General features: G+C 62.7%; 22 protein-coding genes and 1 tRNA gene. 12 read left to right on the forward strand and 11 right to left on the reverse strand.

From position 1 onward, the window contains the following. Window positions 1-232: 232 nt before the first annotated feature. Window positions 233-2182 (forward strand): ATP-binding cassette domain-containing protein, encoded by a 1950-nt coding sequence (locus FOB47_RS13735; RefSeq protein ID WP_174781323.1) that lies wholly within the window; start codon window positions 233-235, stop codon window positions 2180-2182. Between the two features lie 160 nt (window positions 2183-2342). Here the strand turns inward: FOB47_RS13735 and FOB47_RS26290 are convergent, their stop codons facing one another. Both FOB47_RS26290 and FOB47_RS13740 read right to left on the reverse strand, forming a co-directional pair. After that, window positions 2343-2474 carry a hypothetical protein gene (locus tag FOB47_RS26290; protein WP_255567016.1) on the reverse strand — a complete coding sequence of 44 codons (132 nt, stop codon included), beginning with the start codon at window positions 2472-2474 and terminating at the stop codon, window positions 2343-2345. Between the two features lie 2 nt (window positions 2475-2476). Further along, complete coding sequence (locus tag FOB47_RS13740) at window positions 2477-3688, reverse strand: MFS transporter (protein WP_174781324.1); 1212 nt, start codon at window positions 3686-3688, stop codon at window positions 2477-2479. 382 nt (window positions 3689-4070) lie between these two features. Between FOB47_RS13740 and FOB47_RS13745 the strand changes: the two genes are divergently transcribed. Beyond that, the gene (locus FOB47_RS13745) at window positions 4071-6074 is read left to right on the forward strand and encodes a DNA topoisomerase IV subunit B (protein ID WP_174781325.1); all 2004 of its coding nucleotides are present in this window, start codon (window positions 4071-4073) and stop codon (window positions 6072-6074) included. A gap of 29 nt (window positions 6075-6103) precedes the next feature. Then, the gene (parC, locus tag FOB47_RS13750; protein WP_174781326.1) at window positions 6104-8428 is read left to right on the forward strand and encodes a DNA topoisomerase IV subunit A; all 2325 of its coding nucleotides are present in this window, start codon (window positions 6104-6106) and stop codon (window positions 8426-8428) included. Between the two features lie 99 nt (window positions 8429-8527). On the opposite strand, the gene FOB47_RS13755 is transcribed toward parC, so the two are convergent. The 3 genes from FOB47_RS13755 to FOB47_RS13765 all read right to left on the reverse strand — a co-directional run bounded on the left by FOB47_RS13755 (window position 8528) and on the right by FOB47_RS13765 (window position 11652). Next, the gene (locus FOB47_RS13755; RefSeq protein ID WP_174781327.1) at window positions 8528-10126 is read right to left on the reverse strand and encodes a SulP family inorganic anion transporter; all 1599 of its coding nucleotides are present in this window, start codon (window positions 10124-10126) and stop codon (window positions 8528-8530) included. A 35-nt stretch (window positions 10127-10161) separates the two neighbouring features. Beyond that, on the reverse strand, window positions 10162-10794 hold the full coding sequence (locus FOB47_RS13760; protein WP_174781328.1) for a carbonic anhydrase: 633 nt from the start codon (window positions 10792-10794) through the stop codon (window positions 10162-10164). 249 nt (window positions 10795-11043) lie between these two features. Further along, entirely contained in the window at window positions 11044-11652 is a 609-nt protein-coding gene (locus tag FOB47_RS13765) for a LysE/ArgO family amino acid transporter (protein WP_217488933.1), read from the reverse strand. 94 nt (window positions 11653-11746) lie between these two features. Here FOB47_RS13765 and FOB47_RS13770 point away from each other — a divergent pair, with 94 nt between their 5' ends. After that, the gene (locus FOB47_RS13770) at window positions 11747-12700 is read left to right on the forward strand and encodes a LysR family transcriptional regulator ArgP (RefSeq protein WP_315904290.1); all 954 of its coding nucleotides are present in this window, start codon (window positions 11747-11749) and stop codon (window positions 12698-12700) included. Window positions 12701-12803: 103 nt separating this feature from the next. Here FOB47_RS13770 and FOB47_RS13775 read toward each other — a convergent pair whose 3' ends face one another. Further along, window positions 12804-13382 carry a flavin reductase family protein gene (locus tag FOB47_RS13775; RefSeq protein WP_053821283.1) on the reverse strand — a complete coding sequence of 193 codons (579 nt, stop codon included), beginning with the start codon at window positions 13380-13382 and terminating at the stop codon, window positions 12804-12806. 434 nt (window positions 13383-13816) lie between these two features. Here FOB47_RS13775 and FOB47_RS13780 point away from each other — a divergent pair, with 434 nt between their 5' ends. The 5 genes from FOB47_RS13780 to FOB47_RS13805 all read left to right on the forward strand — a co-directional run bounded on the left by FOB47_RS13780 (window position 13817) and on the right by FOB47_RS13805 (window position 17384). After that, on the forward strand, window positions 13817-14374 hold the full coding sequence (locus FOB47_RS13780) for a hypothetical protein (protein ID WP_174781329.1): 558 nt from the start codon (window positions 13817-13819) through the stop codon (window positions 14372-14374). Window positions 14375-14695: 321 nt separating this feature from the next. Next, the gene (locus tag FOB47_RS13790; protein ID WP_174781331.1) at window positions 14696-15502 is read left to right on the forward strand and encodes a restriction endonuclease subunit S; all 807 of its coding nucleotides are present in this window, start codon (window positions 14696-14698) and stop codon (window positions 15500-15502) included. 1 nt (window position 15503) lies between these two features. Next, entirely contained in the window at window positions 15504-15944 is a 441-nt protein-coding gene (locus tag FOB47_RS13795) for a type I restriction endonuclease (protein ID WP_174781332.1), read from the forward strand. After that, complete coding sequence (locus FOB47_RS13800) at window positions 15937-16668, forward strand: hypothetical protein (RefSeq protein WP_174781333.1); 732 nt, start codon at window positions 15937-15939, stop codon at window positions 16666-16668. Before FOB47_RS13795 ends, FOB47_RS13800 begins: the two co-directional genes overlap by 8 nt. A 119-nt stretch (window positions 16669-16787) precedes the next feature. Continuing rightward, window positions 16788-17384, forward strand: coding sequence for a M48 family metallopeptidase (locus FOB47_RS13805; RefSeq protein ID WP_244959470.1), 597 nt, complete (start codon window positions 16788-16790; stop codon window positions 17382-17384). A 116-nt stretch (window positions 17385-17500) separates the two neighbouring features. Here the strand turns inward: FOB47_RS13805 and FOB47_RS13810 are convergent. The 4 genes from FOB47_RS13810 to dgt all read right to left on the reverse strand — a co-directional run bounded on the left by FOB47_RS13810 (window position 17501) and on the right by dgt (window position 21020). Next, a tRNA-Ser gene (locus tag FOB47_RS13810) sits at window positions 17501-17588 on the reverse strand. Between the two features lie 134 nt (window positions 17589-17722). Beyond that, window positions 17723-18052: a helix-turn-helix domain-containing protein gene (locus FOB47_RS13815; RefSeq protein WP_244959425.1), complete on the reverse strand. Its 330-nt coding sequence runs from the start codon at window positions 18050-18052 to the stop codon at window positions 17723-17725. Window positions 18053-18980: 928 nt separating this feature from the next. After that, window positions 18981-19553, reverse strand: a complete 573-nt coding sequence (locus tag FOB47_RS13820; RefSeq protein ID WP_174781335.1) for a primase 1D-like protein — start codon at window positions 19551-19553, stop codon at window positions 18981-18983. Window positions 19554-19556: 3 nt separating this feature from the next. Further along, entirely contained in the window at window positions 19557-21020 is a 1464-nt protein-coding gene (dgt, locus tag FOB47_RS13825; protein WP_174781336.1) for a dGTPase, read from the reverse strand. On the opposite strand from dgt, the gene FOB47_RS13830 reads away from it, so the two are divergent. Beyond that, a complete protein-coding gene (locus tag FOB47_RS13830) occupies window positions 21001-21651 on the forward strand; it encodes a hypothetical protein (protein WP_174781337.1) in 651 nt (216 codons plus the stop codon). The two genes, dgt and FOB47_RS13830, sit on opposite strands and share 20 nt — an antisense overlap. A gap of 254 nt (window positions 21652-21905) precedes the next feature. On the opposite strand, the gene FOB47_RS13835 is transcribed toward FOB47_RS13830, so the two are convergent. Beyond that, window positions 21906-23144 (reverse strand): tyrosine-type recombinase/integrase, encoded by a 1239-nt coding sequence (locus tag FOB47_RS13835; RefSeq protein ID WP_174781338.1) that lies wholly within the window; start codon window positions 23142-23144, stop codon window positions 21906-21908. A 683-nt stretch (window positions 23145-23827) separates the two neighbouring features. On the opposite strand from FOB47_RS13835, the gene FOB47_RS13845 reads away from it, so the two are divergent. Together FOB47_RS13845 and FOB47_RS13850 are read left to right on the forward strand one after the other, a co-directional pair. After that, window positions 23828-24109: a helix-turn-helix domain-containing protein gene (locus FOB47_RS13845; protein ID WP_174781339.1), complete on the forward strand. Its 282-nt coding sequence runs from the start codon at window positions 23828-23830 to the stop codon at window positions 24107-24109. A 35-nt stretch (window positions 24110-24144) separates the two neighbouring features. Continuing rightward, complete coding sequence (locus FOB47_RS13850) at window positions 24145-24714, forward strand: Hsp20/alpha crystallin family protein (RefSeq protein WP_174781340.1); 570 nt, start codon at window positions 24145-24147, stop codon at window positions 24712-24714. The last annotated feature ends 95 nt before the right edge of the window (window positions 24715-24809 follow it).

Consider the following 24809-nt stretch of genomic DNA (forward strand, 5'->3'; position numbering starts at 1 on the left):
TTCGCCCGCAGCGCGCCCGCAGCTCGCCCGCGGTCGCTGGCCGGCCAGGCCGTTCCGCCACCGCGCCCACCATGCTCTACAATGCCGGCTCGCCGCCGATCCGGGCGTGCGCGCGCCGCGGCGCGCTCGGCCGCACTCAAGCAACGCCGATGCCGCGCCCCTCGTGCCCGCCTCGGCGCTCGCGCTCCTTCATTTCGCGACACTTCATTTCGCGCCTCCTTCCTTCGCTGTCATGGCCCTGTTCTCCATTTCCGATGCCCAGCTGGCCTTTGGCCACGTGGCGCTGCTCGACCACGCCGACTTTTCGCTGGAGGCCGGCGAACGGGTCGGCCTGATCGGCCGCAACGGCTCGGGCAAGCCCTCGCTGCTGAAGATCGTGGCCGGACAGGCCGCGCCGGACGACGGGCTGATCGCGCGTCAGCAGGGCATCACCACCGCCTATGTGCCGCAGGAACCCGAGTTCGCGGCGCAACTGACGGTGTTCGATGCCGTCGCGCAGGGGATGGGCGCCGCCCACAATCTGCTGGTCGCCTACGAACATGCCGCCAACCGGCTGGCCGAGCACCACGACGAGGCCACGTTGGCCGAACTGCATCGGCTGCAGTCGGAGCTCGACGCGGCCGATGCCTGGCAGCTGCGCACGCGTGTCGAGACGACGCTGGCGCGGCTGGGCCTCGATCCGTTGGCGCGCGTCGACGCACTGTCGGGCGGCACGCGCAAGCGCGTGGCGCTCGCGCAGGCGCTGGTGGCCGAGCCCGACATCCTGCTGCTGGACGAGCCCACCAACCACCTCGATGTCGAAGCGATCCGCTGGCTCGAGGACCTGCTGCTGGGCTTTCGCGGCAGCGTGCTGCTGATTACCCACGATCGTGCGTTCCTCGATCGCGTCGCCACGCGGATCGTCGAGCTCGACCGCGGCAAGCTGGTGTCCTTCCCGGGCAATTTCGCCGCCTACCAGACGCGCAAGGCCGAGATGCTGGCGGCCGAGCAGGTCGAGCAGGCCAAGTTCGACAAGCTGCTGGCGCAGGAGGAGGTGTGGATCCGCAAGGGCGTCGAGGCCCGCCGTACGCGCAGCGTCGCCCGCATCCAGCGGCTGGTGACGATGCGCGCCGAGCGCGCGGCGCGGCGCGAGGTGCAGGGCAATGTGAAGCTCGAGGTCTCGCAGGCCGAGCGCTCGGGCAAGATCGTCGCCGAACTGACCGGCGTGACCAAGTCCTTCGGCGAGCGCACCGTGGTGCGCGACTTCACCGCGACCATCATGCGTGGCGACAAGGTCGGCCTGATCGGGCCGAACGGCGCGGGCAAGACCACGCTGCTGCGGCTGATCCTCGGCGAACTGGCGCCCGACGCCGGCGTGGTCAAGAACGGCAGCAACCTGCAGGTGGCGTACTTCGACCAGATGCGTACGCAGCTGGATCTGGAGACGTCGCTGGCCGACACCATCAGCCCCGGCAGCGACTGGGTCGAAGTCAACGGCCAGCGCAAGCACGTGATGAGCTATCTGGGCGATTTCCTGTTCGCGCCCGAGCGCGCGCGTTCGCCGGTCAAGTCGCTGTCCGGCGGCGAGCGCAACCGGCTGCTGCTGGCGCGGCTGTTTGCAAGGCCGGCCAATGTGCTGGTGCTCGACGAGCCGACCAACGACCTCGATATCGAGACGCTGGAACTGCTGGAGGAACTGCTGCAGGACTACGGCGGCACCGTGTTCCTGGTGTCGCACGACCGCGCCTTCCTCGACAACGTGGTGACCTCGACGATCGCGTGGGAAGGCGAGGGGCGCTGGCGCGAATATGTCGGCGGCTATTCGGACTGGGTCCAGCAGTCGGAGCGCAGCGCGGCCGCGCAGGGCCAGAAGGGAACGGAGCGCAAGGGCACCGAGGCCGGCAAGCCCGCCGCCGCGGAGGAGGCGGCCAAGGCCGCCGGGCGAGATGCTCGCGGCGCCAATCGGACCGTCAAGCTGTCGTACAAGGAACAGCGCGAACTCGACGCGCTGCCGGAGCGCATCGCCGCGCTGGAGGCCGAGCAGAAGACCATCGGCGGGCAGCTCGAGGACGGCTCGCTGTACGCCAGCGATCCGCCGCGCGCCGCGCAGCTGGCCGCTCGCTTCGACGAGATCGAGATGGAGCTGCTGGAAGCGCTGGAGCGCTGGGAACTGCTGGAGGCCAAGCGCCGCGGCGAAGGCTAGGGCGCGGGCGCTTTCGGCAGGCTGCCCTCTCCCGCAAGCGGGAGAGGGGGGTGTCGGTCTATCGGCTGCCGTTGGCCCAGGTGCCGCCGGTCTTCTTCCCTCTCCCGCGCGCGGGAGAGCGGCGGGGGAGAGGGCACTCAGCGCCTCGACGCCTGAAGCGCTACCCGCACCACGCCAGCACCATATTCGTCAGATCGACCATGAACGCCGGCTGCAGATAACCGATAAAGCCGAGCACCAGCGCCGCCGCCAGCGTGGCGGCGCCCATGATCCGCAGCACGCGAGTCGTCATGGTCAGGCGGCCGCCGCCTGCGGGCGCACCAGCGCCTGCTCGCGGATCGGCAGATTGACCAGCGCCGCCACCACGCCGAGCGCGATCGCGATGCCCCAGACGATGTCGTAGGCGCCGGTGCGGTCGTACAGATAGCCGCCCAGCCACGCGCCGAGGAAGCTGCCGATCTGGTGCGAGAAGAACACCACGCCCGACAGCATCGACAGATACTGCACGCCGAACACCTGCGCGATGATGCCGTTGGTCAGCGGCACGGTCGACAGCCACAGCGCGCCCATGACCGCGGCGAACACCCAGGTGCTGAACGCCGACAGCGGCAGCAGCAGATAGGCGGCGATCACGATCGAGCGGCTCAGGTAGATGAACGACAGCAGGTAGCGCTTGGGCATGCGCTGGCCCAGCGCGCCGGCGGTATAGGTTCCGAACACATTGAACAGCCCGATCAGCGCCAGCGCCACGGTGGCGACCTTGGGATCGGTGAAGCCGCGGTCCTTCAGGTACGGCGCCAGGTGCACGCCGATGAAGACGACCTGGAAGCCGCAGACGAAGTAGCCCAGCGTCAGCAGCTGGAAGTTGCGGTTGCCGAACGCCTCCTTGACCGCCTGGCCGATGGTCTGGCGATGGCCGTGCGCCACGGCGCCCTGGTCCGGTTCGCGCAAGGCGATCGCCAGCGGCAGCATCATGCAGGCCATCACCGCCAGCACGAACAGCGCGTTCTGCCAGCCCACGCCCGAAATCAGGCTCTGTTCGACCGGGATCATCAGGAACTGGCCGAAGGAGCCGGCCGCGGCGGCGATGCCCATGGCCCAGACCCGTTTCTCGGGACTGGCGACGCGGCCGATCACGCCATAGACCACGCTGTAGGTCGTGCCCGCCTGCGCGATGCCGATCATGATGCCGGCGCCCGAAGCGAACGCGGTGCCGCTGCTGGCCATCGCCATCACCACCAGCCCTGCCACGTACAGCGCCACGCCGGCCAGCATCACCTTGAGCGCGCCGAACTTGTCGGCCAGCGCGCCGGCGAAGGGCTGCGCCGCGCCCCACATCAGGTTCTGCAGCGCCAGCGCGAAGGCGAAGGTTTCGCGGCTCCAGCCGTGCGCCTGGGTGATCGGCAGGTTGAACAGGCCGAAGCCGTGGCGGATGCCCATCGACAGCGTGACGAGCAGGCCGCCGCAGATCAGCACGGTGGTCAGGGAGAGTTCTTTTCTTGGCATGTGTGGCTCGGTTCGGAGGGTGTTGCCGTTGTCGTTGTTGTCTTGTTCGTTGCCGTCGTCTTGCCCTGCCGGGCAATCGTGCTGGCGAGTGTACTCCGCATCGAAAAGGCGCGTCGGCCGCCGCCGAATTCACCCGGGCGGCCGGGGTTTTATGCGGGCCGGGTGGCCCGCGGGACGCACCGGCAAGGACCGGCACGGGCTGCAGCCGGACCGTCCGCCGCCGCTGGACGGCACGCTGAACGGGGCCTGGACCGGCGCCAATCTCGCGGCAATTGCGGGATTGGCGGCCCCGGCGTTCCATTACAATGCAGGCTGCCCGGCCTGGCCGGCCCTCCCGATGCGGATGTCCGGCGGCCGCGATTCCCACTTTCGTAACGACTCCATGGCGAGCAAACCCAGTCAGTACAGCGAATCCTCCATCCGCGTCCTGAAAGGACTGGAGCCGGTCAAGCAACGACCCGGCATGTACACCCGCACCGATAACCCGCTGCACATCGTGCAGGAGGTCATCGACAACGCCTCCGACGAGGCGCTGGGCGGCTTCGGCAGCGAGATCGTCGTCACGCTGCATCGCGATGGCAGCGTCAGCGTCGAGGACGACGGCCGCGGCATTCCGGTCGGCATCCATCCCGAGGAAAAGGTGCCGGTCGTCGAGATCGTCTTCACGCGGCTGCACGCGGGCGGCAAGTTCGACAAGGGCAAGGGCGGCGCCTATGCGTTCTCCGGCGGCCTGCACGGCGTCGGCGTGTCGGTGACCAATGCGCTGTCGACGCGGCTGGATGTCTCGGTCTGGCGCGACGGCAATTTCTCCACGCTGACCTTCTCCGGCGGCGACGTGACCACGCCGCTGACCACGCGCAAGATCGAGCGCGGCGAGAAGAAGAACGGCACGCGCGTGCAGGTCTGGCCGGACCCGAAGTACTTCGATTCGGCGACCATTCCGCTGGCCGAGCTGCAGCGGCTGCTGCGCAGCAAGGCCGTGCTGCTGCCCGGGGTCAAGGTCACGCTGGTCATCGAGAAGAGCGGCGGCCAGGAGCCGACCGTGCAGACCTGGCAGTACGACCAGGGCCTGAAGGGCTATCTGATCGAGGCGCTGGCCCAGGGCAGCGGCGCCGAACTGGTGATCCCGATGTTCGAGGGCGAGCATTTCGCCGATCCGGACGCCAATGCCGGCGAGGAAGGCTTCGCCGAGGGCGAGGGCGCGTCGTGGGTGGTGGCCTGGACCGAGGAAGGCGCGCCGGTGCGCGAGTCCTATGTGAACCTGATCCCCACGCCGGCCGGCGGCACGCACGAATCCGGCCTGCGCGAGGGCCTGTTCCAGGCGGTCAAGAGCTTTATCGAGATGCACGCGTTGCTGCCCAAGGGCGTCAAGCTGATGTCCGAGGACGTGTTCGCGCGCGCCTCGTTCGTGCTGTCGGCCAAGGTGCTGGACCCGCAGTTCCAGGGCCAGATCAAGGAACGGCTGAACAGCCGCGACGCGGTGCGTCTGGTCTCGACCTTCAGCCGCCCGGCGCTGGAGCTGTGGCTGAACCACCATGTCGACTATGGCAAGAAGCTCGCCGAGCTGGTGATTCGCCAGGCCCAGGCGCGCACGCGCGCCGCGCAGAAGGTCGAGAAGAAGAAGGGCTCCGGCGTGGCCGTGCTGCCCGGCAAGCTGACCGACTGCGAATCGACCGACGTGTCGCGCAACGAGCTGTTCCTGGTCGAGGGCGACTCGGCGGGCGGTTCGGCCAAGATGGGCCGCGACAAGGAGTTCCAGGCGATCCTGCCGCTGCGCGGCAAGGTGCTGAACACCTGGGAGACGGAGCGCGACCGCCTGTTCGCCAACAACGAGGTGCACGACATCGCGGTGGCGATCGGCGTGGACCCGCACGGCCCGGACGACGAGCCGGACCTGTCGAACCTGCGCTACGGCAAGATCTGCATCCTGTCGGACGCCGACGTCGACGGCGCGCACATCCAGGTGCTGCTGCTGACGCTGTTCTTCCGCCATTTCCCCAAGCTGATCGAGCAGGGCAACGTCTATGTCGCGCGTCCGCCGCTGTATCGCGTCGACGCTCCGGCGCGCGGCAAGAAGCCCGCGCAGAAGCTGTACGCGCTCGATGACGGCGAGCTCGAGGCGATCCAGGACAAGCTGATCAAGGACGGCGTCAAGGAAGGCGCGTGGCAGATCTCCCGCTTCAAGGGCCTGGGCGAGATGAGCGCCGAGCAGCTGTGGGAGACCACGATGAACCCCGATACGCGCCGGCTGCTGCCGGTGGCGCTCGGCGAGTACGACCTGCCGAAGACGGTCGGCGTGATGAACATGCTGATGGGCAAGGGCGAGGCCGCGCAGCGGCGCAACTGGCTCGAGGAACGCGGCAACGAAGTCGTGGCCGACATCTGATCGCCGCTGACGGCAGGTATTGAGCATCCATGGAACAACAAGACATTACGTTTCAACCCGACGAGCCGGCCGATTCGCTGACGCTCGCCCATTACGCCGAACGCGCCTATCTGGACTACGCGATCAGCGTGGTCAAGGGCCGCGCGCTGCCGGAGGTGGCCGACGGCCAGAAGCCGGTGCAGCGCCGCATCCTGTTCGCGATGCACGAGATGGGCCTGCGCGCCGACGCCAAGCCGGTCAAGTCGGCGCGCGTGGTCGGCGACGTGCTCGGCAAATTCCACCCGCACGGCGACCAGTCGGCCTACGACGCGCTGGTGCGGCTGGCGCAGGACTTCTCGCTGCGCTATCCGCTGATCGACGGCCAGGGCAACTTCGGCTCGCGCGACGGCGATGGCGCGGCGGCGATGCGCTACACCGAGGCGCGGCTGACGCCGATCGCGCGGCTGCTGCTCGACGAGATCGACCAGGGCACGGTCGACTTCGCGCCGAACTACGACGGCTCGATGGAAGAGCCCAGGCTGCTGCCGGCGCGGCTGCCGTTCGTGCTGCTCAACGGCGCGTCGGGCATCGCGGTCGGCATGGCCACCGAAATCCCGCCGCACAATCTGCGCGAGGTCGCCGCGGCCACGGTCGCGATGATCCGCAATCCGAACATCACGCTGGCAGAGCTGCTGGCGCTGATGCCGGGCCCGGACTATCCCGGCGGCGGCCAGATCATCTCGTCGCCGGCCGACATCGCGCAGATCTACGAGAGCGGCCGCGGCAGCCTGAAGGTGCGCGCGCGCTGGGTCATCGAGGACATGGCGCGCGGCCAGTGGCAGCTGGTGGTCAACGAGCTGCCGCCCGGCACCTCGGCGCAGAAGGTGCTCGAGGAAATCGAGGAACTGACCAATCCGAAGGTGCGCGCCGGCAAGAAGTCGCTGACGCCCGAGCAGCTGCAGCTGAAGCAGACCATGCTCGGCGTGCTCGACGCGGTGCGCGACGAGTCCGGCAAGGATGCGCCGGTGCGGCTGGTGTTCGAGCCCAAGAGCAAGAACATCGATCAGCAGGAATTCGCGCAGACGCTGCTCGCGCATACCAGCCTCGAGACCGGCGCGCCGATCAACCTGGTGATGATCGGCACCGACGGCCGTCCGCGGCAGAAGGGGCTCGCCGAGATCCTGCGCGAATGGATCGCCTTCCGCTTCGAGACGGTGACTCGCCGCAGCCGCCATCGGCTGGCCAAGGTCGAGGACCGCATCCATATCCTCGAAGGCCGGATGCTGGTGCTGCTCAACATCGACGAGGTGATCCGCATCATCCGCGAAGGCGACGAGCCCAAGCCCGCGCTGATGCAGGCGTTCGGCCTGTCCGAGCGCCAGGCCGAGGACATCCTCGAAATCCGGCTGCGCCAGTTGGCCCGGCTGGAGTCGATCCGCATCGAGCAGGAGCTGAAGGACCTGCGCGAAGAACAGGCCGACCTGGACGTGCTGCTCAAGTCCGAGACCATGATGCGCCGTCGCATCGTCAAGGAGATCGAGGCCGACGCCAGGCAGTACAGCCCGGCCGACAAGGACCCGCGCCGCACGCTGATCCAGGAAGAGCGCCGCGCCGCCGCCGAGGTGCGCGTGATCGACGAACCGGTGACCGTGGTGGTGTCGCAGAAGGGCTGGGTGCGCACGCGCCAGGGCCATGGGCACGATCCGCAGCAGTTCGCCTTCAAGGCGGGCGACGCGCTGTACCGCACCTTCGAATGCCGCACGATCGACGTGCTGCTGGCTTTCGGCACCAATGGCCGCGTCTATTCGGTGCCGGTCGCCGGCCTGCCCGGCGGGCGCGGCGACGGCGTGCCGCTGACCACGCTGGTCGAGCTGCAGGCGGGCACGCAGATCGCGCATACCTTCGCCGGTACGGCGGAGCAGCGCATGCTGATCGCCACGCGCGGCGGCAACGGCTTCCAGAGCAAGGTCGGGGACATGATCAGCCGGCAGAAGGGCGGCAAGTCGTTCCTGACGCTGGACGACGGCGACGCGCCGCTGGCGCCCGCGCCGATCGGCGATGAGGCCACGCACGTGGCCTGCCTGTCGGGCAACGGCCGCCTGCTGCTGATCGCGCTCGACGAGATCAAGGTGCTGTCCGGCGGCGGACGCGGCGTGATCCTGATGGAGCTCGAGCCGAAGGAAACGCTGCAGCAGGTCGCCGCGGTGGGCGCGCCCGGACTGATGGTGTCCGGGCTGGGCCGCGGCGGCAAGGCGTCGTCGCAAAAGCTGGCCGGCGCCAATCTGCTGCCCTATGTCGGCAAGCGCGCGCGCAAGGGCAAGGCGGTCGAGGTCAAGCTCAAGGAGATGGCGATCGAGCCGGTCAAGGCCGATTGACGCCCGCTGGATGGGCGGGTTGATCGCCGGTTGATTTGCCGGTGGTTGACTGACCGGCCGCCCGCCCGCTCGCCGCCCGCGTCGCAACGCGGGCGGCCGCTACGACCCGGCGGCGGCCAATGCCCTCGGCACGCGCGACGCCGGCCCCGGCGTGCGCAGCGTGACATCGATGCCCGCCACCCGCGCGGCGCGCTGGAAGTCGGTCAGCGTTTCCTCGATATCGTGGTCGATGCGCTCGCAACGGGTGGCATCGATGATCAGCTTGCCGCCCGCTTCGACCTTCGCCAGATGGCGCCGCAGCTGCGCCTTGTGGAAGAACGACACGTCCTTGTGCAGCCGTAGCAGATAGCAGTCCTCGTAGCGCGTCAGCGAGATCGCGCTTTGCGCGTGATGGCGCAGCGTGAAGGCAATCCCCACCGCCATGCCGATGGCGATGCCGAACAGCAGGTCGGTGGCCAGGATCGCCGCGATCGTGACGACGAACGGCAGCGCCTGCGCGGGGCCCTTGCGCCAGGCCTCGACGAACAGCGCGGGCTTGGCCAGCTTGTAGCCCACGTGCAGCAGGATGGCCGACAGCGCCGCCAGCGGAATCCAGCGCAGCAGATCCGATAGGAACAGCACGCTCGCCAGCAGCAGCACGCCATGCACGACCGCCGACACCTTGGTGCGTCCGCCCGCGCTGATATTGGCCGAGCTGCGCACGATCACCGCGGTCAGCGGCAGCGCGCCAAGCAGGCCCGCCACGATATTGCCGACGCCCTGCGCGTACAGCTCGCGGTTGGGCGGCGCCACGCGGCGCATCGGATCGAGCTTGTCGACCGCCTCCAGACTCAACAGCGTTTCCAGGCTCGCGACGATCGCCAGCGTCAGTGCGACCACATAGAGATCCGGATTGCCCAGCGCCGAGAAGTCCGGGCGCGCCAGTTCGGCCAGCAGCGAAGCCGGGCCGTCGATGGCCGGCAGCTGCACCAGATGATCGGGCGCCAGCGCGGCATCGGGGCTCGCATGCATCGCGAAGCGCTGGTACAGCACGCCCCACAGCACCGCCAGCAGCGGCGCGGGCAGGGCGCGCAGCGCGCGGCGTTGCCGGATGAAATCGGTATCCCACAGCACCAGGATTGCCAGTGCGACCGCGGCCACCGTCAGATTGCTGCCGGACACCATGCCGAGCGCCTGCTGTGCGGCCTCGGCCAGGCCGGCCTCGTCGACCAGCCGGCTGTCCAGCGGCGCGGACGAAGGCAGGCCCAGCGCGACCGGCAATTGCTTGATGATCAGCAGCAGGCCGATCGCGGCCAGCATGCCCTTGATCACCGCGGACGGCACCAGCGCCGCGATATCGCCGGCGCGCAGCCATGCGAAGACGATCTGCAGCACGCCGGCCAGCATCACGGCGACCAGGAAGGCCGAAAAGCTGCCGAGCGTCGCGATCGCGCCGACGACGATCACGACGAGGCCGGCCGCGGGACCGCTGACGCTCAGTTGCGAGCCGCTCAGCATGGCGACCACCACGCCGCCGATCACGCCGGCCAGCAGGCCGGACAACAACGGTGCGCCGGAGGCCAGCGCGATGCCGAGGCACAGCGGCAGGGCAACGAGGAACACCACCACGCCGGCCGGGATATCGCGGCCGAGGTGGCGCAGATAGGCGTCGCGCGAGGAGGGGATGGAAACGGTTGAGGTAGGGGGCGCCGAGTTCATTGGGTGGAGGCTTCCAGTGGTCCAGGTCGATGGGGTCAGGCGGCCAGCGGTTCCAGGTCCGCTGCCGCTTCCCTGCCGTCCAGGCACAGCCGCTCCTCGAGCAGACCTGTTTCCAGCGAGTAGATCCATGCATGCAGGCGCAGCGCGCGGCCGCTGTCCCACACATTGCGGACCAGCGGCATCTCGGCCAGCTTGCGTACCTGCGCGATCGCATTGAGTTCGACCAGGCGCGCGGTGCGGGCGTCGTCGCCATCGAGACGGTCGAGCTCGGCGCAATGCGCGCGATAGACCTGCCGGATCTCGTCCAGCCGCGCATCGACATGCGGCAGCTCCGGAACGCGCGCCAGCGACGCGCGTACGCCGCCGCAGCCCTGATGCCCACAGACGATGACGTTGCCGACGCTCAGCACTTCCAGCGCGTACTGCAGCACGCTCATCAGGTTGGGGTCGTCCTCGCACACCAGGTTGGCGATGTTCCGGTGCACGAACAGATCGCCCGGCTCGGCATTGGTGATCAGCTCCGCGGGCACGCGGCTGTCCGAACAGCCGATCCACAGCACGTCCGGCGCCTGGCGCACGGCCAGGCGCTTGAAGCGTTCGGGATCGCGTGACAACACTTCGGTGGCCCAGGCGCGGTTCTCGAGCATCAGGCGTTTGGCGACTTCCATGGTGGCTCCTTGCTGGCGGACGGTTGGAACGGGACGGCCGCCGCGGCCACGTGCACTGCGCCAGCGCTTGCAACGAGGCGCGGCGTCAGTGCGGAATCCACTAGCGCACTGCATCAGTGCATCGGGATCGCGGTGCCGTACGGCGGAACAACTCTTCGTCCGGCCGCGGCAAAACTCAGTTCCGTGTTACATCGCACAAATTTGTGCAATGCAGAATTCGGCCGCATTGAAGCCGCGCGAGCGTCCTGCTTAGCCCAGTACCAGCGTCACGGCCAGACCGATCATCACCGCCGCGATCGCGCCGTCGAGACAGCGCCATGCCAGTGGGCGGCGGAACAGCGGCGCCAGCAGTCCGGCGCCATAGGCGAGCGCGAGAAACCACGACAGGCTGGCCAGCGCCGCGCCGATGCCGAAGATCCAGCGGCCATCGCGGCCATGTTGGCTGGCCAGCGCGCCGAGCAGCACCACGGTATCGAGATAGACGTGCGGGTTCAGGAAGGTGAAGGCGAGGCAGGTTGCCAGTGCGGTCGCCAGGGGCAGCGGCGCCGCGGCCTGCAGTTCGACCTGGCCGGCATCGAAGGCGCGGCGCGCCGCCAGCAGGCCATAGACGGCAAGGAAGGCCGCGCCGCCATAGCGGGTCAGCGTCAGCCAGCCAGGATGCGCGTGCAGCAGCGCCCCGAGGCCGGCGATGCCGACGCCGATCAGCAGCGCATCCGACATCGCGCACAGCAGCGCTACCGGCAGACGGTGCTGGCGACGGATGCCGAGCCGCAGCACGAAGGCGTTCTGCGCGCCGATCGGAATGATCAGCGCCAGGCTGGAGAGGAAGCCGGCCATCAACGGCATGTCGATCTTCATCGGGGGGAGCGGGCACGAGTGGGAAGGTCGTCAGCCTAGCTTTGCCACGGTCAAAAGAAAAACTAAACTTGCTTGTCCTGGATTAGAAACGCTAATGATGAAGATCGACAACGGCCAATTGGCCGCCTTTGCCGCCGTGCTGCAGGAGGGAAGCTTCGAGGCCGCCGCGCGGCGCCTGCATGTCACGCCATCGGCGATCAGCCAACGGATGCGCCAGCTCGAGGAGCGGCTCGGCCAGGTGCTGCTGCAACGAGGCAGCCCCTGCCAGCCGACCGCGGCCGGCCGCACGCTGGCGCGCTACACCGAGCAACTGGCACTGCTCGAAGCGGAAACGCTGGCCGAACTTGGCGATGTCGACGGCAACGGCCTGCGAGACACGGGCGGGGTGCCGCTGCGGGTGCCGCTGGCCGTCAACGCCGATTCGCTCGACAGCTGGTTTCCCGCCAGCTTCGACGCCTTGCCGGCCGAGCCGGCGATGGTCTTCGATCTGCGCGTCGAGGACCAGGACCATTCGGCCACGCTGTTGCGCGAAGGCGTCGTGATGGCGGCGGTCAGCGCCAGCGCCGAGCCGGTGCAGGGCTGCACGGTCGAACCGCTCGGCATCATGCGGTATCTCGCCGTGGCCTCGCCGCAGTTGATCGCGCAGGCGTTTGCCAAGGGCGTCAACGCCTCCAGCCTGTCGCGCACGCCGATGCTGGCCTTCAATCGCAAGGATGCGCTGCAGGCGCGCTTTATCGCGCTGCTGATCGGGCCCGATGCCGAGCAGCCGATGCCGCCGATTCACTACGTGCCCTCGACCGCCGGCTTCGTCGCGTTTGCCCAGCGTGGGCTCGGCTGGGGCATGATGCCCGAGCCCTTCGTGCGCGAGCCGCTGGCGCACGGGACGCTCGCCAAATTTGCGCCGCGCCGGCATCTGGACGTGCCCTTGTACTGGCACCGATGGCGGCTGCGCTCGCCGGCGCTCGACGCCGTCACGCGCGCGGTGCGGAAGGCGGCGGCAGTGTCGTTGCGGCCGTTGCAGCCGTTGCGGGCGGGTAGAAAGCGCTGAACGATCGAAGTCGCGTTCGGCTCAGGCCGGGGGCTGATCTTTGGATCAGCCGATCGGCTTCGCGGCGATCACGATCGAGCTTGGGTTGGGCGCAGGGTTTGCGTCAGCCGATCGGCTTGGCGACGATCGTCGAGGACGAACGCACGAAATTGCCGCCGCCCAGATGATGGATCGTGTGCAGGGCCTCGTTGCCCGCATCGAACTTCCACCGGCCATTGGCGAACACGCGCGGATCCGCGGCCGCGGCCACGACCTCGCCGAAGCAGGTGTCGTAGGCATCCTCGGTATGCGCCTCCGGAATCAGCCGGCACTCCATCCACGCGCTGCAGCCCGCTTCGATCAGCGGCAGACCGAGCTCAGGGCCGGTGATGGCCGCGATGCCGAACTGCGCGAACTTGTCGACGTCGCGGCCCGTGGCGCTGCCTACGGCGTACGTCATGTCGATCGCAGCGGCGCCCGGAATGCAGATGCCAAAGCTGCCGCTGGCCGCGACCAGCTCGCGCGTGAAGGTGCGTTTGTCGATCACGATCGCAATGCGCGGCGGCGTGAACTCGACCGGCATCGACCAGGCGGCGGCCATCACGTTGCGGCGGGCGCCGTCGCTGCTGGTGATCAGCACCGTCGGGCCATGGTTGATCAGACGGCTGGCGTATTGCAGGGGGACGGGTTGGAAGGCGGTCATCGGTTGGATTCGGCAGAAAAGGAATTGGGACGCGCTGCCGCGATCATGCCATCGGTCCGGCGCAAACGCTGACTGGCAGAGGGGAACGCCGTCTCCGAAACGGCTTGAGTTCCGGTGCGCGCGTCGAATCGGCCGCGGCCGGGCAAACAAAAACCCGCGCAGCTGACGCCGTCGCGGGTTTGAGGACATCTGCCGGATGTCGTCGGGTGGAATACTGGAGCCGGCGGCAATCGAATTCTCCCCGCTATCCCTGTCCACATAAGGATTCTATGTCCGATTTTCTTGGAAGAACCCCCAAAAAGACCCCCATGTAATGCCTGCTGGACAGTTGCGGGGATGATACGGTTCGCTCGGCTACAATCTTTCGCTAATACTTGCAGACTACGGCAACGTCGACCAATGAGCCGTGCCAAGTGCCGAGGGATCGCAGTGCAATGGCAAACGATGAGGTAAGAGATTTCCGGGATACGGTAGACAGGAGATTCCCGGAAGCACTCGCGGAAGAACTAAGGCGTGCTTTAGGTCATGCTGAACGGTTGATTCCTGACGCCAACGAGCGCTGGGAAATGCTTTCGCGCTTTCGGCGTAACCGCACCCGATACATCGCTGCCTGGGGGCTTGAGCCCAATGATCGACCTGTTGATGGGCTCGAACCGATTCCGTTCGAATACCACGACGTTCTACACGATCTCGACCGCGCGTACGCCAAGCTTCAAGATTATCGCCTTCATCCGGAACATTACGTTTCCGCGACAGTTGCCGGTGTCGTCGAGAGTGCATTGCAAAGCCGTCGGGCCAGAGGGCCTCGTGACGAAACGACGGTTTTGCACGAGAAGGTGGCTCGGTACCTGAAGCATCGCAATATTGAGGTCGTGGACCGGGGTTTGCGAAAGGGTATTGTCCAGGATGCCATGAAGAAGTTCGGCCTGTCCGAACGGACAGTTCGCCGGATCATGAGCGACTACGGGCTGAGCGGAAAGACAAAAAAATGATGTCAGGAACCGGCTATTGGCAATTCTGCCAGTCAAGGTTCAGCCATGTTCAATCAACCGCGAGGTTTTGCACATGGCAAATACCCAAACCGCGCCGAGCAGTGGCGCAAACCCTGAACCCAAGGCCCTCCCGCTCGATGGCTTCACGCGTTGGAATGAGCTGAAGCACATCATTCCTCTGAGCCACGAATCGGTCCGGCAACGCGAGCTGAAGGGACGGTTCCCAAAACGCGTCCAACTCGGCTCTGCACGCTGCGTCGCGTGGCCTATGCGATAACACAGTTCGCTCCGGAAGTTTTCGGGAAGTATGTGCACCTCTATATGACTCAGTACTTTGGCCCGTATGCGATGCAGAATTCCGTTAAAGCCACTGTCGATTCGCTGCGCCTTCCCACATTTCAAAATTTTCCAGTTCGTCTTCCGCCGACAGCCTGCGAGCAAGTTGCCATTGCCGAGGTCGTTGGCGAAATGGAAGAGGAGACTAGGACAATGGAATCGAGATTGGCCAAAGCTCGAAGTATCAAGCAGGCCATGATGCAAGAGCTGCTGACCGGCCGTATTAGGCTGGTCCAGCCTGGCTCTAACGTCATACCGCTGCCGGTCAAACCCGCTGCCGTCAATCAACCGCCATCCCAACCCGCTCACAACTGGCAGATCAACGAAGCCGTGGTCATCGGCGTGCTGGCGCAGCGCTTTGGCAACGAGAAATTCCCGTTGCCTCGCAAGCGTCGCGTGAAGCTGATGTATCTGCTGCACCGCCACGCTGAAGGCTGCGCCAAGGGTTATCTGAAGAAGGCCGCCGGCCCCTATGATCCGAACACCAAGTACAAGGGGCCGGAAGCGATTGCATTGAAGAACGGCTACTATCGGGTCATGCTGGGACGTAAGAGCATGCACGCGTCCGAGTGCTTTGCCGGGGGATTCGTCGGAACCGACTACGGTATCCATCAGGATCTGACGGGAAAGCTGCCGGACGCTTGGCGCGATTTCAACAAGGCATGGATTCCGGTGGTCGAGGGAGCGATCATCGCGCTTGATGATGACCAGAAGCTTCGCTGGGCGCTGGCGGCGGTGCCTTCCATCGCCTTCTATCGATATCAGATCAGTTTCAAACTGACTAAGGTCTGACATGAGCGCCATAGGCCAGCCCGAACGTATCACGCAGAACCGTGTGATCGCCCTGTTCCGAGATGAATTGCGCTGGCGTTATCTCGGCGACTGGTCTGATCGCGACGACAACAGCAATATCGAAGAAGCTCTGCTCTCGCCTTGGCTGGAAAAGCGGGGTGCCACGCGTGCACAGATCAGCGCTGCGCTGCTGCGTCTGCGCATGGAGGCTGGCGACCATCATCGCACGCTGTATGCGAACAACCAGGCCGTTTACGACCTGCTGCGTTATGGGGTGCCGGTAAAGACAGCGGCCGGCGCTCAAACGCAGACGGTGCAATTGATCGATTGGCAGAATCCGTTGCAGAACGACTTCGCGATTGCTGAGGAGGTGACGCTAAAAGGCGATCGCACTCGTCGGCCTGATCTTGTGCTGTATGTCACGGCTTCGAGGCTTGCTTGATCACTATGTCAAGCTGCGAGAAATTGTGCGCAAAGCGAGCGGCGAGACGTTGGACCTGAAACCGTATGAAGCCGACATGCGGCACCTCATCGACACCTATATTGAAGCCGAGGAGCCGCGACAGATCTCGCCTTTTGAAGGCGTTGGCCTGTTGGACTTGATTGTGAAGACCGGTATTGCCGATGCCATCGCTGCCAAACTCGGCGAGCTGAAGGGCAACCGCGATGCGATTGCCGAGACGATCGAAAACAACGTCCGCAGCAAGATCGTCAAAGAACACCTGAACGATCCGGCATTCTACGAGCGCATGTCAGCGTTGCTGGACGGAATAATCAAGCAGCGTAAGGAGCGGGCGGAGGAGTACGAGCAATACTTGCAGCGCATTGCGCAATTGGTACGGCAGGTGGAGGCAGGCAGGGCGGATGACGTGCCGATTGAGTTGACGACGCCTGGGCGTCGCGCGATTTACAACAATCTTAAGCCATGGCTCTCGATGAAGGCCGCGTCCCAATCCGCAGAGTCTGACCGTGAGAGCGATGGTTCTGACTGTGCGTTGACTCTTGCGCTGCGTGTAGATCAGATCATCAAAGAAGTTCGCCCCGATGGCTGGAGAGGTCATCAGGCGAAGGAAAATACAATCAAAGCAGCGTTATTCGCCGTGTTGGAGGATGCTGATCAGGTTGAACACCTTTTCATGATCGTTAAGGCACAAGGGGAGTACTGATGCCTTCTCGCATCGCTCTGGGTGCTTTCGAGGCGGACGTCGTTTTCAAGGACATCCGGAACGTTCATCTGACTGTCTTGCCGCCTGCAGGCCGAGTACGTATTTCGGCGCCCCGGCATATGGGGCTCGATACAGTTCGTGTTTTCGCGCTGTCCAAACTCGCGTGGATCAAGGCCCAACGCGAGAAGATGGCGGCACAGGAGCGCGAGTCGTCACGCGAGTACATTGAGCGAGAGAGCCACTACGTATGGGGCCGACGGTACCTGCTTCGATTGGTGGAGAGTGAGGCGGCACCGTCCGTGGAACTGCGACATCGCACGCTACTGCTTTCGGTTCGACCGAATGCGGACGCTGCGGCGAAGGATGCTGCGTTGTCCCGATGGTACCGTGATCAGATAAGAGCACGGGCATCGGTGCTTACGGCTCAGTGGAGTCGCACGCTAGGAATCGATGCGCCATACGTACGTGTACAGCACATGAAAACGAAATGGGGCAGTTGTTCTCCGGAACGAAGGTCCATACGCTTGAACACAGAGCTGGCAAAAAAGCCCCCGGAATGCCTCGAATACATTGTCTTGCATGAACTCGTTCATCTGTTGGAGCCGACACACAACGACAGGTTTAAGGCACTGATGCGAGCGTTCATGCCTGAGTGGGAGGCACGACGGCGCGAGTTAAACAGGTTGCCTGTTAGGCACGAAGACTGGAGTTACTGAAGAGAGGACTCTGCCGAAGAACTCTTTGGGCGTTGGTTCTCAAGCCGAACGCTCGGCTAAACGAGGTGCCGCAACTCAATGACTATGGTGGTACAGCATCAAGTCTCCACCTAGCTTGGCGGAGACGGTGAGATTCGAACTCACGGTGCCAAACGACACGGCGGGGTTCAAGCCCGCTGCAATCAACCACTCTGCCACGTCTCCAAATGAGCGTTCGTCCGCCTGTGAGGCGGACGGTTCATGATCGGAGAGCGGCTTGATGAACCCGCATGCGGGAAGTGAGTGGCACGGTTTTCTGTTTTCTGATGGGCGCTGCGGCGTTTATCTCAACTGTCGTGCTACAGGCTAGCTTCCTTCAAAAGCTCGCTAGCGGGTATCCCCAATTCTTTTGCAATCCTTAGCAGGTTCATGACGGTGAGATTGTGCTCACCACGCTCGATGCCGCCGACATAAGAGCGGTCCATCTCTACGGCATAGGCCAGCTCTTCCTGCGACCGGCCTTGAGCCTTCCGCATAGCACGGATCGTCTTGCCAATAGAGGCGAGAGCGGGGTTGCCAACGTGCTTTGGGGATGGTTTCGCCATCCGCCAATGTTCTGAATTTGACGGATGAAATACCACGGGATAGGATACCCAAAATTCTGGTCTTGTTGAATCTTGTTGAAACAAACAAGGGGGTATCCCGTGTCTGGTCGTGTGCTTCTGTTGGGTTCGATTGTCGGATTGATGTCTGCGGGGTGCGTGTCCACTAGCTCTGTCCTGGAGGTGGGGCGGGATACCTACAGCGTGTCAGCAACGGCCGATGGACTCCGAACTGCCGCAGCAGCGCGAGAAAGCGCGTATGAGGCCGGCCGCCAGAAGTGCAAGGCTGACGGTAAGCGTCTCCAGATGGTCCGAGAATCCTCTGAGCGAACGCGGATGAATATCGACACGACGATTAACGTCACCTTCAGGTGTTTGGCAGAGAGTGATGCAGACTACGAACGGATGGACATTCGGAGCGCGCCGACGATGGTGATCGAGGATCGGCGTCGCTGATGGGCTGTCCAACTGAATGCGGCACGGAGGCGGATGGCGGGCAAGTTTGGGGCAAACGCTTCCTCAATAATTCGAGTATTGGAAACCGACGAGGCTGTAAGTACCTAGTATTCGATGTGGCTACCGCTGCCCTTCTGCACGGCACCTCGTTGTTCGCTGCCGCTATCTTGCACAGCGGCAGGCGTTCAATTTGACCTATGGTCCTGGGGCTTTTGACAGCTAGTCCCTATTATTAGCTTGCCGACATTCCGTGCTGGAGATCTTTAGGAGATAGCCGCTAGCATAGAATTTAATGCTCGATTGTTTCTCGTGATGGGAGAGGAAGCCAAAAAATCGCGGACCAATATTGAAAAGGTTAGGAATGCTCTTTTGTATTCCGCCCGCTTCGGTCCAATGGGGTGGTAAGCCCCCTCAACATCAAGAATAAATCGGGGAACGAGCGAAGCGTCCCCGTTTGGCTGAACTCATCGGTGAACCTAGCGCCTATAGTAAGGCACTCCCTGTCTCGGGGTCGTTCTTCATGAAAGTTTCGTGGTAAAGAGCGGAACTCACTCGAGTTTCAGCGGCTACTATCTATCAAAGATGGAGGCAGCAAATAGTGCGCTGTATTCTTTGTCCATCTCAGCGCAGAGAAACCCGCCAATAAACGATGACCTATCCAGCGAGGGTCAACTGTCGGTTCGAGCCTAGGTTGGTTAACCAAAAGCAGTAGCCCCATGAATTTGACCCAATCGGCACTAGACAAGAGGTCTTCACCGTAGCCATGAAAAGAACGGCCGCTTGCATACCAGGCAATGCGCTGGAAGAAATTGTCGCCTAGAAAAGTGCGAAGCTTAGCCAAATGCGCTCTAGATGATGTCGACATATCCACCATGACGACGTGTCGGATTTCGCCATTCTCCAGTAGCGCATTAGAATGGAAGGCGAGTTCGTTGTCCAGCGGTACGTTCTCAATTAGCGCTTCGATCTCATTGGCATCGAGAAACGTCTTTCGGGAAACGGTCCAGGCCACACGACGGTCTTCGACGGTTTGGGGGCGATAGCTGTAGTAGCTAAAAGAAAGCGAAACCACGTCAGGTCGATTTTCGACAATCGACCTGACGTGCCAATAAGGATGTAATTTGTGAATCATTAATTAAAGCCGCATACCAGAAAGTGTTCTGTAAGTAGTCATCGCAAAGTCGTCTGTCATTCCGGAGACAAAATCGACGATGAGGTGAGCTCTTGCATTCCACTCCAAAAATCTATTTTTATCACCAGCTGGAAGATTGGTGACGTAATGTTTGTATGCCTTGATATATCTGTCGGGGAAAAGGCTAAGTAACTTTGATTCAATTAATATGGATTTTCCGGATGAATCTTTCCGTTCGTTTCTCAATGCAGCAGAAAAAGCGTCGTGCGATAAGGACAGCAGCGGGCCGTAGTGATCTAGCAAGCCGCTTATCGCCGTAAAGCCGGCCAATTCAGTTCTCTGGATCGATTCGTGGCAATATACATGATCGCGACAGTAATCTTTCAGCGTCTCAAGGATTGCGCCAGCAGCAGACGAGCGCGGTAGCAATGAGTCTAATGTGCCAGAGTAAACCTCGCTCTTAAACTGGACGTAACGGTCTGCTACATATTTAACTATGGCCCGGTTCAATGTGGTCCGAAAATTTGTGTACGTGAACTCTTTATCGTTTCCGTCCCGACCAGAACGCAAGGCCGAAAGCGCGCGCTTGATTTCAGGATGCGCAGTGTCGTTTTCGGTGATTGCGCACTGCTCGAATCTTTTCTCGATTTCTTTCAGGGCAGAGGATTCGCTTACGACGCCTTTTTCAATTGAGTCTTCTAGGTCGCTGATACAGTATGCGATGTCGTCAGCGGCTTCCATTACATACGCAAGCGGAAATCGCTGGGGTTGGGAATAACCAAACTCACTCCAAATTAAATTGACGATCGAGGCTTCTGTTGTGAAATATCCGGCCTTCTTCGAAAAACTTCCGGAGACCTCGCCGCCAGCGCAGCGAATATACTTAAGGAACGATGCGAGCGTTGTCTTGGTTAAATTTAACCCAAATTCGTCAGTATTCCATTGCAAGCGCGTAACTATACGTAATCCTTGTGGGTTGCCATCGAATTCGGTGAAATCAGAAAGCGCCTGCTTGAGTCGTTCGTCACCCGAACCCAACTCGCCAGGCGATTGCTGAACAGCCTTTTTTAGGTGGTCTTGGCCATTTTCCGAAAACCATCTTTGAATTGCGGCCTCGCCAAAGTGCCCAAAAGGAGGGTTGCCGATGTCGTGCAGAAGGCATGCCGCCTCGACAAAGTTCACGAACGCCGTGCGTTCTAACGGCTCCAACTCATTACGTAGCCGATCGCCGATTTCATCGGCAATGAAGCGGCCAAGCTGAGCTACCTCCAACGAGTGCGTCAATCTACTTCTGACGGCGGCGTTTGGCTCCATCGAGAAAACCTGCGCCTTTTGCTGCAGTCGACGGAACGCAGGACAAAAAAGAATTCTTCCGCGATCGCTCTCCGACTCAGTAACAACCGACCGTCCCGGTACATCGCTTTCGCGCAGCCTGGTAGTCTTGAGAATGCTGGAATTCGTGCTCATCGACAAAATTTTTTATTTGAGTTGGGGAAGCGAGGTGCCACTCGCATTGCACGCATGCACTCTCGATCAACCGAGAGCATCGACTGGAATCATGCTACCGCAAGTGGCGTTGCGCAGCTACACGGGCATTCATCACTGGAGGTCCAAGGAGGAACATGCAAGCGGACGGCTTTGCTTGCAGGCTTATTGCCCTTACTGGCTTGTGACCTGGTCGAAACGATGGCGGGAGGCCAAACCGGGTACGTTCGCCAGCATGATTCCGAGCATTGTCAGCGAGTTGGAAGACATGGCGCCTGGGCTCGCGGGGCAGTTGGAGCAGGCCAACCTCCAAGCTGAAGAAAAGCGTCGCACGTGGGAGGAAGAGCGAAGGCAGAGGGAAATCGAGGCCGAGCGGGTGCGGCGGGAGGAGGCAAGACAGCAATCAAGGAAGGAACTGATGGCGGCTATTGCTTCCTGGGACGAAGTTAGGCGTGTGCGAGCTTATTTCGAATCAGTCGAAGCCGAGATTGGGAGCCTCCCCGAAGAAGACGCTGTACTCGTCCGCGAGCGCTTGCGACTTGCCAGGGAGTTGATAGGGCAGTTAGACCCTTTGGCGCTGCTGAGGCACTGGAGTGCGCCCGATGAACGGTGATCCCGCATGCCTGAATCAGGTGATGGCGCCAGCTTCGGTGAACAGTCGATGGTGCGGGAAACGAGGACCCCCGCATGGCCACGGCCGACGTTCATGCTACAGCGTCGTGGAATCGTGGAGCTGCCAAGGTCCGATCTTGCTAAGACAGTCCGCGCATAGACCTTGCTCGGTTGTTATCAAAAGTTATCGTTCGAGATCTCGCTTCGAACAGGTTTAGAGCCTCGGTGACGGATTACGCGTGCAGAGGCGAGTGACTAGCTTGCCATCGAGATCGGGATAATTTCAGCGCCAGCTTTCAGGCGATCAAGATAGTCTGCCCACTTTTGCATCATCTCGTGGCGCTGCGGGAGGTGAGCTGTACGGTTATAGGCGCGTCCCAAAGGGTCTTTCACAGCGTGAGCAAGCTGTGCCTCGATGATTGGGGCGGGAATACCTAAGACCTCGTCCAGAATGGTACGAGCCATGGCGCGGAAGCCGTGGCCAGTCATGGTTTCGCCGTCGTAACCCAGCCGACGGAGCGCGGCGTTCACAGTGTTATCCGACATGGGGCGTTCTTTCGTGCGGACGCTTGGGAACAGCAGCCGACCGTTCCCTGTGAGCGGCTGAAGTTCGCGCAAGATTGCAATCGCTTGGCGGGGGAGCGGGACAATGTGTGCGCTCCCGCTTGCCTTGCCTTGCTTGGTTCGCTTCATGCGCTTACTTGGAATTTCCCACGTGCCGTTGTCGAGATCGAACTCACCCCATTCGGCGGCGCGGAGTTCGCCGGGCCGCTGAAAAAGCAATGGCGCGAGGCGGAGCGCGCAAGAGACGGGCAAGGTGCCTTGATAGCCCTCGATGGCCCGCAGCAGTTCTGCAACCTCCTTGGGGTCAGTTACGGCTGCGAAGTGCTTCTTCTGCACGGGGGGCAAAGCGCCATGCAAATCGGCTGTCACGTCCCTTTGGGCCCGCCCGGTCGCTACTGCGTATCTACATACCTGACCGACGTTTGTTCTTAGCCGATGTGCTGTTTCTAGCGCTCCGCGACTCTCCACTCGCCGCAAGACGTCCAGTACGTCCGCGGGCGCCAGTTCGGTCATCGGCCTGTTCCCGATCCAAGGAAAAGCATCACCCTCAAGGCGACGTAGGATGCGATCGGCGTGACTTTCAGACCAACTGGGTGCGTATTTGGCGTGCCACTCCCGGGCAATCGCCTCGAACGAATTTTCAGCGTTTAGGCGGGCTGTTCGCTTTTCCGCTTTCTTGACTTCTCCGGGATCGATGCCGGCCGCCAGCTTCTCGCGGGCATCGTCCCGTCTCCGGCGTGCCTCCACAAGCGAAACGTTGGGGTAGGTACCAAGGGCAAGGCTTTTCTCTTTGCCGCCAAATCGGTACTTGAGTACCCAGCGCTTTCCGCCGGCTGGTGTGATCAATAAATGCAGCCCTCCACCGTCGAACAGCTTCTGCTGCTTTTCCGTGGGCTTGGCGTTGCGGATTGCTACGTCAGTCAGTGCCATGCGCTGTCTTTTACTGCGGATGGGGTTGGGGGTTGTCGCTTCTGAGGGTGTCCTGCAACCCCCAAGAGAACCCCCGTGTTGGGGGTGTTGTGGCTGGGAGTCACTTGAGAAAGTTTGCAACAAAAAACCCCGCAGAGCCAAGCCCTGCGGGGTTTCGTTGCCAAACGTTGAAGATGTTTGAGAGGTATTTGGTGGTGGAACACGGAACCGAACCCGCGCCCGCATATGAGGTTCGTTAGCAAAGCACTGTTCTTGAGGGTGTGCCCGCCTGCACCAAGTGGCCGTTTTGCTACGTGAAAAGTCTCGGCTGGGTCGGCGTCGGGTTGCGATAGTCCGAGCAGCCTCGGGGAAATCGTCGGCTGGGCGCGTCCAGACGAGTTTCCGCCAAGGAACATGCGGACGAGCAAGGGGCTGCGGGCGCTCGGTTACAACGTGAGGATCGGCGTTTGGCTGCGGCTGCCCGCAGCACTTGTAGGCTCCCGATCAAACCTTTGCCTATCGCCGGATCGGACTGCCCCAGCACACCCTCTCTGGAAATTTGAGTCACATCAATCGCCCAGCAGATCGCGGGATGTTGACTCTTGACTTTCTGCATGTTGGGCGCAATATTTTGCAAAGTCTTGCAAGGTCTTGAAAAAAATCCTCGATTGAGGCTGTACGAAGGCGGAACTTGTGGGGGCGGTATGACAGCACGCCAGCAGGCGATCTTCACACTCGACGAGTTGGCTACCTACTTAAAGGTCGGCAAGCGAACGCTCTACCGGCTCGCCGCGCACGGGGAGATTCCGGCCTTCAAGGTCGGCGGGACGTGGCGGTTTCGTCAAAGTGAAATCGATCGATGGATCAATGATCAGACCCAAGCAGGCAGAAAGAAGGAGGTGATACGTACAGATGACCAGCCAAAGTCAGCGAAACATCCCGTGTTGCCTGGGCGCGCTATCCATAGCCGCAGGCAAACGGAGTGAGCGAGAGTCTTCAATTTTTCTTCTGGAGGTGTGACATGGACATTGATTTCAAGAAATTGGCTCCCTGGAACTGGTTTAAGAAAGAGCAGGAAGAACAACAGAGCGCTGCCTCGCTGCCCGTGCAGCGCAATGACCTGCCGGTGGCGGGTGGGCCCGTCAGTCCCATCCTGCAATTGCATCGCGAGATCGACCGCCTGTTTGACGACGCGTTTCGAGGCTTCGGTTTCCCGACGCTGGCCATGCCACGCTGGCCGTCGGACTGGCCGGGCATGCTGAAGCCGGCGCTGGACATCCAGGAGACCGACAAGCAGTACAAGATCGCCCTGGAAGTACCCGGCGTCGAGGAAAAAGACATCCAGATCACGCTCGACAACGACGTGCTGCTGGTGCGCGGTGAAAAGCGTCAGGAGCAGGAAACGAAAGACGGCGGTTTCCACCGGGTGGAGCGCTCCTACGGCAGCTTTCAGCGCGCTCTGAACCTGCCGACCGATGCCAACCAGGACACGATCAAGGCCGCTTTCAAGAACGGCGTACTCACGATCACGATGGAAAAGCGCGAGGCCAGTGCGCCCAAGCAGGGCCGCTCGATCCCGATCAACGGCTGACGCCGATCGGCTCGTTCTCTACAGAAAAACCAAGTGAATGGCGAGGCGCCGTGACCTTCGGCGCCTCGTCAAATCAGTCCTCTCAAGGAGCATCA

This window comes from Cupriavidus gilardii (genome assembly GCF_013347325.1).
Classification (GTDB): Bacteria; Pseudomonadota; Gammaproteobacteria; order Burkholderiales; family Burkholderiaceae; genus Cupriavidus; species Cupriavidus gilardii.